At 39.1% G+C, this 14879-nt stretch carries 10 protein-coding genes; 5 read left to right on the forward strand and 5 right to left on the reverse strand.

What is annotated here, in order from left to right; translation table 11 throughout:
- Nucleotides 1–8: 8 nt before the first annotated feature.
- Nucleotides 9–410: a response regulator gene (locus CHU_RS15670; protein ID WP_011586566.1), complete on the reverse strand. Its 402-nt coding sequence runs from the start codon at nt 408–410 to the stop codon at nt 9–11.
- A 299-nt stretch (nt 411–709) separates the two neighbouring features.
- Nucleotides 710–2887: a PAS domain-containing sensor histidine kinase gene (locus CHU_RS15675; RefSeq protein ID WP_011586567.1), complete on the reverse strand. Its 2178-nt coding sequence runs from the start codon at nt 2885–2887 to the stop codon at nt 710–712.
- Nucleotides 2888–2990: 103 nt separating this feature from the next.
- Here CHU_RS15675 and panB point away from each other — a divergent pair, with 103 nt between their 5' ends.
- The gene (gene panB / locus CHU_RS15680; RefSeq protein ID WP_011586568.1) at nt 2991–3809 is read left to right on the forward strand and encodes a 3-methyl-2-oxobutanoate hydroxymethyltransferase; all 819 of its coding nucleotides are present in this window, start codon (nt 2991–2993) and stop codon (nt 3807–3809) included.
- Nucleotides 3800–4528 carry an RluA family pseudouridine synthase gene (locus tag CHU_RS15685; protein ID WP_011586569.1) on the forward strand — a complete coding sequence of 243 codons (729 nt, stop codon included), beginning with the start codon at nt 3800–3802 and terminating at the stop codon, nt 4526–4528. The genes panB and CHU_RS15685 overlap by 10 nt, the downstream gene beginning before the upstream one ends.
- Before the next feature lie 93 nt (nt 4529–4621).
- Here the strand turns inward: CHU_RS15685 and CHU_RS15690 are convergent, their stop codons facing one another.
- The gene (locus CHU_RS15690; protein WP_041932448.1) at nt 4622–10744 is read right to left on the reverse strand and encodes a PKD-like domain-containing protein; all 6123 of its coding nucleotides are present in this window, start codon (nt 10742–10744) and stop codon (nt 4622–4624) included.
- A gap of 390 nt (nt 10745–11134) precedes the next feature.
- Here CHU_RS15690 and CHU_RS19325 point away from each other — a divergent pair, with 390 nt between their 5' ends.
- Complete coding sequence (locus CHU_RS19325) at nt 11135–11314, forward strand: hypothetical protein (protein ID WP_011586571.1); 180 nt, start codon at nt 11135–11137, stop codon at nt 11312–11314.
- A gap of 68 nt (nt 11315–11382) precedes the next feature.
- Here CHU_RS19325 and cdaA read toward each other — a convergent pair whose 3' ends face one another.
- Together cdaA and folP are read right to left on the reverse strand one after the other, a co-directional pair.
- Nucleotides 11383–12231, reverse strand: a complete 849-nt coding sequence (cdaA, locus tag CHU_RS15695) for a diadenylate cyclase CdaA (RefSeq protein WP_011586572.1) — start codon at nt 12229–12231, stop codon at nt 11383–11385.
- Nucleotides 12232–12287: 56 nt separating this feature from the next.
- Complete coding sequence (folP, locus tag CHU_RS15700) at nt 12288–13061, reverse strand: dihydropteroate synthase (protein ID WP_049755620.1); 774 nt, start codon at nt 13059–13061, stop codon at nt 12288–12290.
- A gap of 136 nt (nt 13062–13197) precedes the next feature.
- Here folP and CHU_RS15705 point away from each other — a divergent pair, with 136 nt between their 5' ends.
- Nucleotides 13198–13752, forward strand: coding sequence for a DUF1599 domain-containing protein (locus CHU_RS15705; RefSeq protein ID WP_011586574.1), 555 nt, complete (start codon nt 13198–13200; stop codon nt 13750–13752).
- Between the two features lie 71 nt (nt 13753–13823).
- Complete coding sequence (locus CHU_RS15710; RefSeq protein ID WP_011586575.1) at nt 13824–14879, forward strand: ABC transporter permease; 1056 nt, start codon at nt 13824–13826, stop codon at nt 14877–14879.

The raw sequence follows: 14879 nt of genomic DNA on the forward strand, positions 1-14879 counted from the left end.
TCTCCGCTTCAATTTAAATTATTCAACAATTCTTTAATGTGTGTGTCTTTAATAGGCTTCACAATATAGTCTTTTATCATGTTATAGGTTTTCGACTTAATTAAATCTTTATCATCGATTGAAGAGCTCACCATATAAATCTGCGGTGTTTTTTTCATTTCTCCTTCCAGCTTAATTAATTCGGCCAAAAAATCCCAGCCATCCATTATAGGCATATTGATGTCTAAAAATATTAAATCAGGAGAAGGCTTATTACCTGAAATTGCCTCTTTAATTGAACTTAATGCATCTTCCCCATTCAAAAAAAAGAATAGATTATCATTTCTTTCAAGACGTTCAAAGGATTTCCGGGTAATGAACTGAAAAATTTCATCATCATCGATGATGTAAATAGTCGCTTTATCTGCCATACGTATTAAACAAATCTTGTGAATATAATAATTTTTTTAATGGATTATTTATTCCCGGTGTAAAGTACTTCAATTTATATTGCAAAAATTCAATAAAAATGAATGTTAAATATATATTAAAAAGGATTTTCATTTACATAAACAACTTCAATCGCTACAGACACAACCAATATACAGGCAATCACGCAAAAAGCCGGCAATTTCATATTAAATTATGGTATAGCGTTTACTAGTAACTATCTAAAATGCCTTAAGTACTAAACGACATTTGTATGTAAATGTTCCGGTATTATAGAAAATTAAAATTTAATGGTGAATGTTGTTCCAACATTCACTTTACTTGTAACCTCAATAGAACCGCCCATCGTCTCAATCTGGCGTTTGGTCATATACAAACCTACTCCTCTTGAATCTTTATTCGCATGAAAGGTTTTATATAAACCAAATATTTTATGCTGATGTTTTTCAAGATCAATTCCAATACCATTGTCCGAAAATTTAAGCAGCACGTTACCTTTTTCAGAAATTTCTGTTTCGATGTGAACGATTAGTTTGCGGTCAGTTGCCCGATATTTAATGGCATTAGAAATCAGATTTATAAAAATACTCTGCAAATACGTTGGGGAATAATATACCTGGTTGCATTTAGAAAAATCAATTCTGAACATTACTGCCGACTCCTGAATATTTCCATACAATAAGTTTGAAACGGTATCAAAAATTTCCTGAAAGGAAACATCATCTTCATCATCAATAAAATCTTTTTGTATTTTAAGCGAGTCTGCCAATACCTGAATGGTACTCAATAAGTTTGCTGAAACATGTTTTAGCTTTGAAAAATAATCTTCTTTTTCTGCGTCAATTTTTGATGTTTCATAATAGTCTAATAAAACACTGAGATTGCTGATTGGTGAACGTAAATTATGAGATGTAATGTGCGCGAAATCTTCGAGCTGCCTGTTTTTTACTTTTAATGTATGCAGATAAACCTGCCTTTCTGTTACATCTGAATACGAGCAGACAACAGCAACCTGTTCACCGTTTTCATTTTTCACAGGCTCTGAATTAATGCTCAGCCAAATTGTATCCTTACCGGGAATGATCCACCCAAGTATAACATTTTTGTAGGGCATTCCGGTACGCAATGTTTTGATTCCGGGAAATTCTTCGAATGGAAACTTTGTTTCATCTTCCCGGATAGCTTCACCGGGGCCTAATGAAAAATCATTTCCAATTAACACCAGATCTTCATAACCAATAATCTGAGTAGCGGCTTTATTGTGATCAATAATTTTTCCTTCCAGATCAATAATGATGATACCTTCAATCATGGATTCGATCACAGACTTATACCGTTCTGTTGTCTGGCCTAATAAATATTTTAATTCATTTTCCTGTGTTACATCCAGCACAACGCCTGTCATGCTATCGGGCATACCGGCATGGTCTGCATAAAGCTTGCCTTTGCAATACACGCGTTTCTTCACGCCGGATGGCGTTTGAATAGAGTGGTCGAAAAAGAATTCTTTCTGCAGTTTCGCCAGCACATTTGTAATGTACTCTTCTACCTGTACCCGTTCGTTTGAAGGAATTAAATTCAGATAACTTTCAAAATCCCCTTTAAATTCTTCCGGCTTAATACCAAATATATAGAGTACCTGCTCAGACCAGAAAATTTCATTTCGCTTTATATTCCACGACCATGTACCCATGTTTGCCGCTTCTAACGCCAGCTCCAATCTGGATTCACTTTCACTTAATTTTTTCTCTACTGATTTTAATTTATTAATATCAATTACAGTACCGGAGAATTTTATGATTTTACCTGCGGCATTTTTGATCTGCCGGGAAGAGAATAATAAATCTAAATATTCACCATTCTTTTTCCGCATTTTAAATTCAACGCTGTTATACGGCTGTGCTGAAACATCTGTTGAACGATAAAAATTCTTCATGCGATTTTTAAAATCTTCCAATTGCTCCGGATGAATCAGTTGCATGAAAAGCTGCATGCTTGTTTTTACGTTGTCATTTTCATATCCCAGTAATTTTAAAAAAGAAGGAGACCACCATGCCTGATCTTCTTCCAGATTAAACCATAACCACAACCCAACATTTGAATTTTCTAACGTGCCTTCATATTTGTATTTTAATATGTCGATTTGTTTAGAAATCTCAGAAGTATGCAGTGTAATGATCGCAGCAGTGTCTGCTTCTTTTAAGGGCTGTAAAGTAACGATGTAATGAATGAATGTATCTTCAATCAGCAGTTCTGAAAAATCTGCATTAACCTTTGTAAACCAATCTAAAATCGGCGCGCTGAAAATTTCTTTATAAAAGATCTCTTTCAGGTTTGCGCCAACAATTTTTTCAAAATTTTGTATTGAATTAAACGTGCTTACGTTTGAATCAAAGCGTTTACAAATACCTGATTTATTAATATATAAGGTAATATATTCACTATTGCTTTTCTGCATAAAAATCCAGCTGGGTATTTACAAACTAATTAAGCATGTTTTTCAATAATAACCTATCGATTGAAAAAATAATAGTAATTTTAAGAAAAAGATTTATCCCGTTATGTCAACTGCAAAAAGTGATATTAAAAAAGTAACAACACACCAGCTTCAGGAAATGAAGAACCGTGGTGAAAAAATATCCATGCTCACAGCCTATGATTATTCGATGGCAAAAATTTTAGATGCTGCCGGAGTTGATGTTATTTTAGTTGGTGACTCTGCTTCAAATGTAATGGCAGGCCATGAAACAACATTGCCGATAACGCTTGATCAAATGATCTATCACGCATCTTCTGTGATTCGTGCTATTAACAGGGCGTTAGTTGTTGTTGATCTTCCTTTTGGTTCCTATCAGGGAAATTCATCAGAAGCCTTACGCAGTGCCATACGCATTATGAAGGAGTCTGGTGCGCATGCTGTGAAAATGGAAGGCGGAATTGAAATTAAAGAATCTGTACTGTGTATCATTAGTGCTGGTATACCTGTGATGGGGCACTTAGGCTTAATGCCTCAATCTATTTATAAGTTTGGCACCTATGTGGTACGTGCACGTGAAGAAGAAGAAGCAAACAAACTTATTGCTGATGCAAAAATTTTAGAAGAAAGCGGCTGCTTCGGTTTAGTACTTGAAAAAATACCTGCCTCTCTTTCAAAAACTGTTACACATCAATTACAGATTCCTACCATAGGCATTGGTGCCGGCCCTGACGTAGATGGACAGGTATTGGTCACACATGATCTGTTGGGAATTAATAATGAATTCCACCCGAGATTCCTGCGTACCTATGCGAACCTGCAGGCCACAATCAGCACGGCTGTTACATCGTATATTGATGATGTAAAGTCTAAGAACTTTCCGAACGAAAACGAATGTTACTAGATTCTACCGAACAGCCGCACGATCCGATTCAGGAATTCGAACATTTTTTTACAGTTGTATTTGAAGACAATCATCTCATTGCTGTAAATAAAAAAAACGGAGTGCTTGTACAAGGTGATGATACAGGTGATAAGCCCTTGTCAGAACTGGTAAAAGAATATTTAAAAAAGAAATACAACAAACCCGGAAATGTTTTTGCGGGTGTCATTCACCGTATAGACCGGCCGGTAAGCGGGTTGGTGCTGCTGGCGAAAACGTCTAAAGCACTGGAACGGATGAACAAACAGTTTGCGGACAAAAAAATCCAGAAAGCATATCTGATGGTTAGCGGAAGTAAACCCAATCCCGCTTCCGCCAAACTTGTGCACTGGTTAACAAAAGATGCCAAACGCAATATTGCAAAAGCGCATACGTCTGAAGTGAAAGAAAGTAAATATTGTGAACTCTCCTATTCCTTGTTAACATCGAGTGACCGGTATTTTTTAATTGAAGTAAAACCCGTTACCGGCAGGTCGCACCAGATACGTTGTCAGATGGCAAGTATCGGCTGTGTCATAAAGGGCGATTTAAAGTACGGAGCGCCGCGCAGCAACCCCGATGGAGGTATTTGCTTACATTCGCACAAACTAAGCTTTCAGCATCCTGTAACAGGCGATAATATGCAGCTGAAAGCTGATCCGCCTAAAGGGGAACCCTGGAATGCATTGCTAAAGAAATAAGTATAGTTTCCCGTTTTATACATTATTCGACATCACATAAAAAAGCCTTCCCGTAAATTACGGGAAGGCTTTTTATTAATCGTTGCACATGTCTTAGTTGTTCGTATTTCCTAAGATTTGTATCCAGCTCTTATATTCTTTGTTGCCGCATGAAGAAGTAATGTGGTAATAATAAATACCATCTGTTAACTCTTTGGCATCCCAATCATTTTTGTAATTGTCAGCTTCGAATACTTTAGATCCCCAACGGTTCACAACTTCCAGGTGAGAACCTTCTGAAATCATTGGCATCGGAGGATAGAATGATCTGTCAGCAAGGTAGAATACATCATTTTTATTGTCGCCGTTTGGTGTAATTAAATTCGGAATGTATAAGTTCTGACTTTCTACTGAATGAACAACTACCGGTGTTATAGCTTGCGCTTTACACCCAAGCTTATTGATATCCTCTACATATACAACATATGTTGTTGTTGCCTGTGTCGGGTTGATTGTTATTGTTGGAGATTTTGTCGTTATATATGATCCATCACTTCCTGCCCATACATAGTTATAGTTGCCTGAACCGCCGGAACCAATAACTGTTGCCGTTAATACTCTGTTTGTTTTTACACAAAGTGTATCTGTAGGGCCTGATGCCGTCAGGTCAAAGTCATCTATACCTACGGAAACAAACACCGTGTCTGTTTTATCAATACCGCACGCACCTGACACTTTATAGAGGAATTTATAATCTACGCCATCTTCCAGATCAATTACTGTAACGGAATCCAATGAAGTTCCTGCTACAAGAGATGCATTTGTCGGGTTAGGTGAGTAAATGGTCCATTGAGGAGTACCATACTCAGGTTTGCTTCCCGCCAATACTAACTGATCCAGACACGTAGTAAGAGAAGTATCATACGCAAAAGCTTCGCTGTTATCCGGGTTGAACGTAACCGTGATGCTTGCTGAAGGTAAACTTGAACAGGAAGTTGCGGCTGTATAGATAACATGGAATGTACCCTCTTCTTTTACTCTAAGCGGATTTTCAATGCCATAATTTACAGTTTCTTTATACCAGGTATATGTACCGCCTGTGAAACCTGTAGCATTCGCTGCTAAATCAACCGAGTCTGTAGAACAAATTGCAGTTGGGACCGAAGGAGTAATTGTAACTACCGGCTTAGGATTTACTGTTAGAATAATTGTTTTAGCATCACCCAGGCATCCTGTTAAGGAAGGAACGATAATATATTCAACAGATCCTGCTGAAGCAGTTGAATTTTCCAATGTTTGATTAATTGAAGAGCCGCTGCCATTTGACTGTCCTGAAACATTTGTTACATTTCCGATTGTCCATGTAAATGTTGCAGAAGAAGGCGTAGAAGCTAAGGTGATAGCTGTTGTTTCTCCTGAGCAGATATCTGCTGGATTCGTGTTAGAAACTACTGGTTTTGGATTCACCGTAACCGTAATTTTCTTATCAGATCCTGCGCAGGTACCTAATGTTGGTTTTACAATGTATTCAACTGTTCCTACAGTCAATGTAGCATTTGCCAGTGTCTGGTTAATAGAAGATCCGGAACCGCCAGCTGCACCTGTTACATTTGTTACCGTACCAAGTACCCATACAAATGTAGCTGAAGCCGGAGCTGATGTTAAGCTTATTGCAGTTGTTTCGCCGGAGCATATAGCTGCAGGATCACCCGTTGTTAACGTTGGGTTTGGATTAACAGTAACCGTTATGGTTTTTGCAGTACCTGCACAACCATCAAATGACGGAACAACAATATATTCAACAGAACCAGCATTAAGTGTATTGTTTGTTAATTGCTGAGAAATGCTTGAGCCACTTCCCGCAACTTGTCCCTGAACATTTGTTACCGCTCCAAGTGTCCATGTGAAAGTAGCAGAAGCCGTAGAAGATGTTAAGCTGATAGCTGTTGTCTCTCCGGAACAAATTGCTGCAGGATCTGCAGTTGTAAGTTTAGTAACCGGATTAATGGTAGCTGTAATTGTTTTTGCTGTGCCCGGACATACACCGGATGAAGGAACAACGATATATTGAACCGTTGCTACACCCGTTCCGCTGTTTACTAATGTTTGTGCAATATTTGCTCCGCTTCCGGCTGCCTGGCCGCTTACACTACCTGTTACAGTTCCTAGTGTCCATGTAAATGTTACAGATGGTGTAGTAGATGTTAAGCTGATCGCTGTTGTACCACCTGAACAAATTGCCGCAGGGTCTGTTGTATTAATAACTGTAACCGGATGAATGGTTGCAGTAATTGTCTTCGGTGTACCCGGACATGTACCTGCTGATGGAACAACAACATATTCAACGGTAGCAATACCTGTTCCGCTGTTTGTTAGTGTTTGTGCGATACTTGTTCCGCTTCCAGCTGCCTGTCCGCTTACGCTACCTGTTACAGTACCTAGTGTCCATGCATATGTTGCAGATGGTGTAGCAGATGTTAAGCTTATAGCTGTCGTCTGACCAGAACAGATCGCAGAAGGATTGGCTGTTGTTAGTGCAGCTACCGGATTAATCGTAACTGTAATTGTTTTAGGTGTACCCGGACATGTACCTGCTGATGGAACAACATTATATTGAACAGTAGCAATGCCTGTTCCGCTGTTTATCAATGTTTGAGCGATGCTTGCTCCGCTGCCTGCCGCCTGACCGGAAACCGTTCCTGTAACGGTGCCTAATGTCCATGCAAATGTTGCCGATGCAGTAGAAGAGGTTAAGCTAATGGCTGTTGTCTGACCAGAACAGATAGCCGCAGGGTTTGCTGTTGTTACAGCTGCAACCGGTTGAACAGTAACTGTTACTGTAAATGTTGCACCCGAACAACCAGCGCTGGATTTAGGTGTTACGGTATAAACCGCTGTTCCGGCCGACGTACCAGGGTTTACCAATGTCTGACTGATAGAAGTCTGATCCGTATTTTGCGCAGAGCCGCCTGTTATTCCTCCCGTGATTGAAGGTGCAGTCCATGTATAGGTTGTTCCGGTGCCGGCACCTGTTGGTGTTACAGTAAATGCTGAATTGCTGCAAATAGTTACTGCTGCCTGGTTTGAAACAACCGGGTTGTTGTTAACCGTAACCGTAACTCCTGTTGAAGTTGTTGGCCCACAGGTTGTAGTTGAAGAATAGGTTACTGTATATAAACCGGAAACCGATGCCGTATAGGTACTTGCAGTAGCACCGCTGATAGCTACGCCGCCTCTGTTCCATACATATGACGGAGTTCCTGTACCGCCTGTAACAGTAGCTGTTAATGTTACGGATCCTCCTTCACAGAAGGTTAACGGAGCACCTGTAACGGTTACTGTGGCTGCATCCTGACAAAGCGTGTAACACTGAGAAAATTCAGACGAGTTGTGTGCCGTTGTCGCGTTCGCTTCATGAGCAATTGCCGTGTAGGTTTTAGTTTTGTCAAACCCTTCAGCAGCATTAAATACATAAGGAGAAGGCCCGGAACCTACTAATTTTTTACCCTGTAAACGTGCTGCGCCTGCCGGACATGTTGCACACCCGTCCGTTTCATAAACTTCAATGAATGTTCCGCCCGTCCAGGTAATTTGTGTTGGAGTACCTGTAATTGAAGGGGCAGCGTAGCCTCCGTTACCACCATTGGAAAGCACAATACCTCTGGCTGTGTTACAGCTGAAGGAGTTTTGATGAATGGAGTTTTTAATTGAACCTATTCCATCTACAATAACACCATTGCCGCCATTGTTATTAATAGTATTCGATAAGGATGCTGTAATTCCTCCAATAATGTTATTAGCAGAACCTGCGGCAAGTGAAATACCATTAGATGTATTTCTTGCAATGGTATTACCCTGAATGGTATTGGCGGATGAAGCCGACAGGAAAATACCATTTGCTCCGTTTGGTATCGGTGCAGTTTTATCAGCTGCTGTTCCGATGGTATTGTTCTGAATTGTATTCGTTGAAGATCCCGTTAATGAAATACCGTTTTGCGTATTACCTGAAATCAGGTTCGATGTAATTGTTGTTCTGCTTACATTCAGGATTTCAATACCCTGAAGCGCATTTGCAACAGCTGCTGTACCAGCTTTATTTGTACCTATATTATTACCTATAATGCTGTTTGCAGTACCTGCAGTTACAGCAGTACCGTTTCCTATATATATTCCGCTTTTTTGATTGCCGGAAATCGTATTGGGTTCATTTGTTCCTGTTCCGCCAATAATATTACCATAAGGCATTGTTGTTGTTGCAGAACCTGTACCTACTTCCAGAACAATACCATAGCCATAACCAGCCGTAGCCGATGTATTCGGAATAGCAGTTGTACCTGTAGGATCTAAGCCAATGATATTATTTTGTATTGTATTTGTTCTTGCGGGCCCCGTATTAGAACCGGCACCTTCTGCGTTTCTTATAATAATGCCTGTACGGTTTCCTGAAATAACGTTTCCGCCATTTGCAACAGATACCCCGATTGTGTTTGTATTTGCACCTTTCTGTATTACAATACCTGCACCTTCAGTAAACGAAGCCGACACCCCATTTCCTACTGCAGCAGCGTTTACATTTAAACCGATGTAATTACCTGCCACAATTGTATTTGTTGCCGCATTATGTACATCAAAATCTTCCTGTAACGTTATACCAAACTGGTTATTACAAATATAATTTCTTGCACCTGCAGCCCCACCACCAATAGTAGTGTTTGAAGCCCCTTGTACATCTATCCCTGACGTATTGTTTCCTAATCCTGTAACACCATCCGCTGTTAAACCAATATAATTACCTAAAATGCTTGTATTTCTGCAATCAGCATATTGTAATACAATACCGTGGCCGGTAGAGATTCCTGATAATGAACCGCAGGAACCTGTTGTAAATGTTCCCCATAAATAACCATTACCACTGATAACATTTCCTTCACCTGGATTTGTACCTCCGATAATATTGTTATTAGCGCCCGTGCTACCACCTACAATTTTAATACCGCCTGATCTGTTTCCGAATATATTATTGGTACCAATACCGCTGCTTGTACCTGCAGCATTTGTACCGATGTAATTACCGGAAACTTTACTGTTGGTACACCATTCAAGATACACAGCGATCTGGTTATAATCATTCCATGAGGCAAAACAGGTTGCATCCGGCCAGGTATGCGTTGCGCCACCATTAGCTGAAATTACGTTACGTGTTGCTGCAGTGCTACCGCCTATTGTAACATTTGATGCGTTTCTGATATAAATACCTGAAGCCTGATTTCCAAAAGAACTTGCCGGTGCAGTAACATTATATCCTAACGTACCATCAGGGTTAAGACCAATGATATTACCTGTGATTACATGCCCGTTTGAGGCAGGTCTATCTTCACGGGTAAATATATTTATACCTGATCCAATCGCTCCGGATATAACGTTATTTGAAATAATAGTATTGAAAGATGGTTCATCATCTATTGAAATACCATTTTGTGTAACCGCTTTTTTATTTGTTGGATTTCCGATTGGTAATACAGTAGTACCTGCCAGGTTTACACCGATATAATTATTTAAAATAGAAACGTTGTTTGAACCCTTTTGAAGTTGAATTGCGCCATAACGGCCATTATCACCTATATTACATGTTCCCCCGAACAAACATCTTTCAGAGTTGTTTGCAGCATTTGCGGCTCCATTTGCCAAATTTGTATTCGGACCACCAATTGTTACTGAAGAAGCACCTATCAATGTAATACCTGATCTACAAATTCCGTTTTGTATAGATGTGCCTGTTATATCTGTTCCGAAATAGCATCCTTTAATAACTGTTCCATTTACTGTTGCACTGGCGTTTGCAGAAAAATAAATACCATATTCTAAACTTTGAAATACCAACCCATACAACTTCATATTGGTAAGTGAACCATTTATGTCCAAACCTCTTTGGCCACATGCAGAAGATCCTCTGATAACTACATCAGGACCAGCTGTTCCGTCTACAAAACCATTAATGGTTAAGCCATTAAGATTCGCATTGCTTAATGACAAACTGCTATTTAATGTAATTGTCATACCCGCGTTGAAAATGATTGTGTGCGGACCTGCTCCTCCTACGTTATTACTTGCATCCTGTAATGCCTGACGCAGTGATCCTGTTCCATTATCCGCATTACTTGTTACAGTATATGTGACTGCCTGTGAAGCAAACACGATAGCAAAAATTGAAATTAAACTTAGTATAAGCCTTTTCATATGTTATCTAATAAAAGGTGAATCTTTTATGTTTTAGGTATTAGTATATTGGTATTCAGTGGTCAAATTACATAATAAATATGTAATAACCTTAAACCTTACACCATTTTTTATTGATATTGTCCAATTTTATATTCAATTTATTGTATGTTCTTGTATTATTTAAAGGTAATCTTTGAGGAATTAAATCACACTTCTTTTGCTAAAACATTGATTTGTATGGTTAATACTAATTCATTTTAAAAAAGTAACCGTTTTTTAACAATTGTTTAAGTATAAATTTCCAGGAAAGCCTATATTTTTTATTCAAAAAAACAGTTCTGCAGTTATTTATTCTCACATGCTAAAATAGCCTGTTATTGTCTTCAACTTTTTTTGTAATCTTGCAGTATGATGTCTTTTGAGGAATATTGCATTAAAAAGAAAATTGATTCGGCCGCATTTCTGGCACAAGAACCTGTTCGCTGGAAACAATGGAAGGAAGAATTTGAGCAGATGCACCCGAATTCATTTACCGAACAAAAAAAGTTTTTAATTAACGAAACAAGAAGAAAATATCTTCTGCATTAATCATCCTGTAAAGGAGTCGGGAATTGGAATATAACTGGATTCCGAAGTTAATCCTTTTATAGAATTGTTTAATGCAAACTTTCGTAACGGATATTTTTTACTTCATGAGCGATCTGCTCATCGTCATCGTATATAAAGGAACGTAATTTACTTCTGATATCGCTTTTATTCAGGTTATAATAGATTTCTCCGTTATAAGCGATCGAAACGCCTCCTGTTTCTTCTGATACAATCAACACAACCGCATCTGTTACTTCCGTTAAGCCGATGGCTGCCCGGTGCCGTAACCCCATATGCGCGGGAATTTTATCGTTTTCGGATACGGGTATGATACAACGGGCAGCTTTAATTCTGCCGGCAGAAACGATAACCGCACCATCATGCAGCGGACTGTTTTTCTGAAATATAGCGATCAGCAGGCGTTTACTCAGTTCAGCATCCAGAATATCTCCTGATTCTGCATAAAAACGTAATTCGGATGTTTTACTGAAAACAATCAGTGCTCCGGTATTGGTTTGAGAGAAGATTTTGACACTATCTATAATGGGTGCCAGATTCAATTCTGCTTTCCCGCCAGGTTTTCCCTTCGAAAACCAATCTTTGATCAGGCTGTTATTCTGTGAAGTACTTTTTCCGATCATTTGTAAAAATTTACGGATTTCCTGCTGAAACAGAATAAAGGCAGCCAATACACCTACGCCCATAAACTGCCCTAAAATAGAACGCAGCAGTTCCATACCGGAAGCTTTTACTATCAGATAAAAGGCGTATATGAACAGAATTCCGATAAAAACCTTAACTGCAACACTTCCCCGTAACAATTTATAGAGCTTATAAATTATTATGGATACCAGAAGGATATCTAATATATCAATCCAAGAAATTGTAATAAAGGAGATCTGAAACAGTAAAATCATCTCTGTAAATATAGATAAAAAGTACGCATATTCCCTTTAAAACGCGGATAGAAATACTATCGGGAATAATTTTTCAATAACGTAATTACTTCCCTTGCTTCGGTTACATCATGCACCCGCAGGATACCGGCTCCCTTTTGCAAGGCCAGTACATGCAAGGCCGTAGTACCATTAAGTGCTTCCTGCGGTTTCACACCCAATGTTTTATAGATCATTGATTTACGGGAAACGCCGGCAAGTATCGGTAAATTAAATACCTTTAAGGCATCCATCCGGCGTAGCAATTCAAAGTTTTGTACAGCTGTTTTTGCAAAACCAAAACCCGGATCCAGTATGATATCTTTAACCCCTTTTTCTCTGGCCAGTTGAATTTGTTTTTCAAAAAACCCGATGATGTCGAGCGTTATGTCTTCATAAGCAGTTTCGCGCAGCATGGTTTGCGGTGTCCCTTTCATGTGCATCATACAATAAGGTACCTGTGCCTGTGCGGCTACCTGAAATATTTCCGGATCCGCTTTTCCTCCTGAAATATCGTTGATGATATCCACGCCTGCTTCTATGGCTTTGCGGGCAACTTCAGACCGGAAGGTATCAATAGACAGCCACACCAGGGGAAACTCGTTACGGATGGCTTTTATTACCGGTTCAACCCGCATAATTTCTTCTGTAATGCTTATATCTTCTGCATTCGGGCGCGACGAATAACCACCTATATCTATCATGTCTGCACCCGCCTGCAGCATTTCCCGAACTTTTTGTAAAGCAGTCTCTTGCGTATTATTAGTACCGCCATCGTAAAAGGAATCGGGCGTAATATTCAATATTCCCATAACCCTGGGCGTACTTACGTCTATAAGTTTTCCCCTTGCAGAACATGTTTTTTTCGTATAAAAAAATGTATCTTTAAAATCTTTCAAGCTATCGATCGGTTACTGAATATTAGTTCTAATTTACGAATTCAAACAGATGCAACAAACTGCACAGGAATACAAAGAGATAATCGCAACCTGTAAAAAAGTGTTTATTGATAAAACTACTGATTACGGAACTGCCTGGCGTATACTTAGACTTCCTTCTATAACCGATCAGATCTTTATTAAAGCACAGCGCATCCGTTCGATACAGGAAAAAGGTACGATGCTGGTTGATGAGGATATCACTTCTGAATTTAAGGGAATTATCAACTATTCTATCATTGCATTGATCCAGATGGAAATGACGGCTGCTGATGCCCTGGAATTATCTCCGGAACGTGTTGCTGAACTGTACGATAAACATGCTACCCAAACGCTTGACCTGCTGATGAAAAAAAATCACGATTACGGTGAGGCCTGGAGAGAGATGCGTGTAAGCTCCATAACAGATATTATTTTAATGAAGCTGTTACGCGTAAAACAAATTGAAGATAATTTTGGAAAGACCTTAATATCAGAGGGAATTGATGCAAATTATCAGGATATGATAAATTATTCTGTTTTTTGTTTAATAAAATTGAAAAATTCAAAACCTTTGGTGGCATAAATGAGTATTGTAGCATAGCTACAAAAACCAAGTAATTATTATTTCCATTATATAGTTTTCATTTCTTTTTCATGATTCACTTCCTTATAAAAAGAATTTTATACGGATTTCTGGTTTTACTAGGAGCGGTGGTCGTTGTTTTTTTCATATTCAACGTGCTTCCCGGTGATCCGGTAAATATGATGGCTGGCCAGCGAACAGATGTTGCCACACGAGAGGCCATTGCCAAAGAACTTGGTTTAGACCTGCCCATACATAAACAGCTTTTTCATTACATCAATGACCTGTCTCTTGTTTCCATTCATGAAGACACGCCTAAAAATCAAAATAAGTACGACTATACTCCACTACTGCATGCAGGCAAACAGGTTGTTGTCTGGAAGATACCTTACCTGCGCAGATCTTTTCAAAGCAATAAACTGGTAAGCGAAATTATTGTAGAAAATGTTGCCGGTACGTTTTGGCTTGCATTGTCTGCCATGAGCTTTGCTACTATTATAGGAATCTGTTTAGGCATCTTCGCTTCGATGCGCCAGAACTCCCTGCTTGACCATAGTATTATTACATTTTCCGTCATTGGTATTTCCATGCCTTCTTTTGTGTTTGGCGCGTTAATGGCAATGATCTTTGGGGACCTGTTATCTGACTACACCGGACTGAATGCTTCGGGAAGTTTGTGGGAGAACAATATTTTCGGAGATCGAGAATTAAAATTGAAAAATCTTATTCTTCCGACGATTACATTAGGCTTAAGCCCGATGACCATTATCATTCAGTTAACCAGAAGTTCAATGCTGGAAGTGCTCTCTCAGGATTATATCCGTACGGCGCGTGCAAAAGGATTGGGTTATTATACCATCATATTTAAACACGCGCTGAAAAATGCGCTTAACCCTGTAATCACAGCTGTTTCGGGCTGGCTGGCTTCGTTAATGGCAGGTGCATTTTTTGTTGAAAGTATCTTTGGCTGGAAAGGTTTAGGATCTGTAACAATTAATGCGGTACTGAATTTAGATTTTCCCGTAGTAATGGGAGCTACAATATTTGTAGCTTTGGTATTTATCATCACGAATATCTTTGTAGATATCTTCTACGCACTCATAGACCCAAGAGTACGACTCAAATAA

The organism is Cytophaga hutchinsonii ATCC 33406 (assembly GCF_000014145.1).
In the GTDB taxonomy this organism is placed as follows: Bacteria; Bacteroidota; Bacteroidia; order Cytophagales; family Cytophagaceae; genus Cytophaga; species Cytophaga hutchinsonii.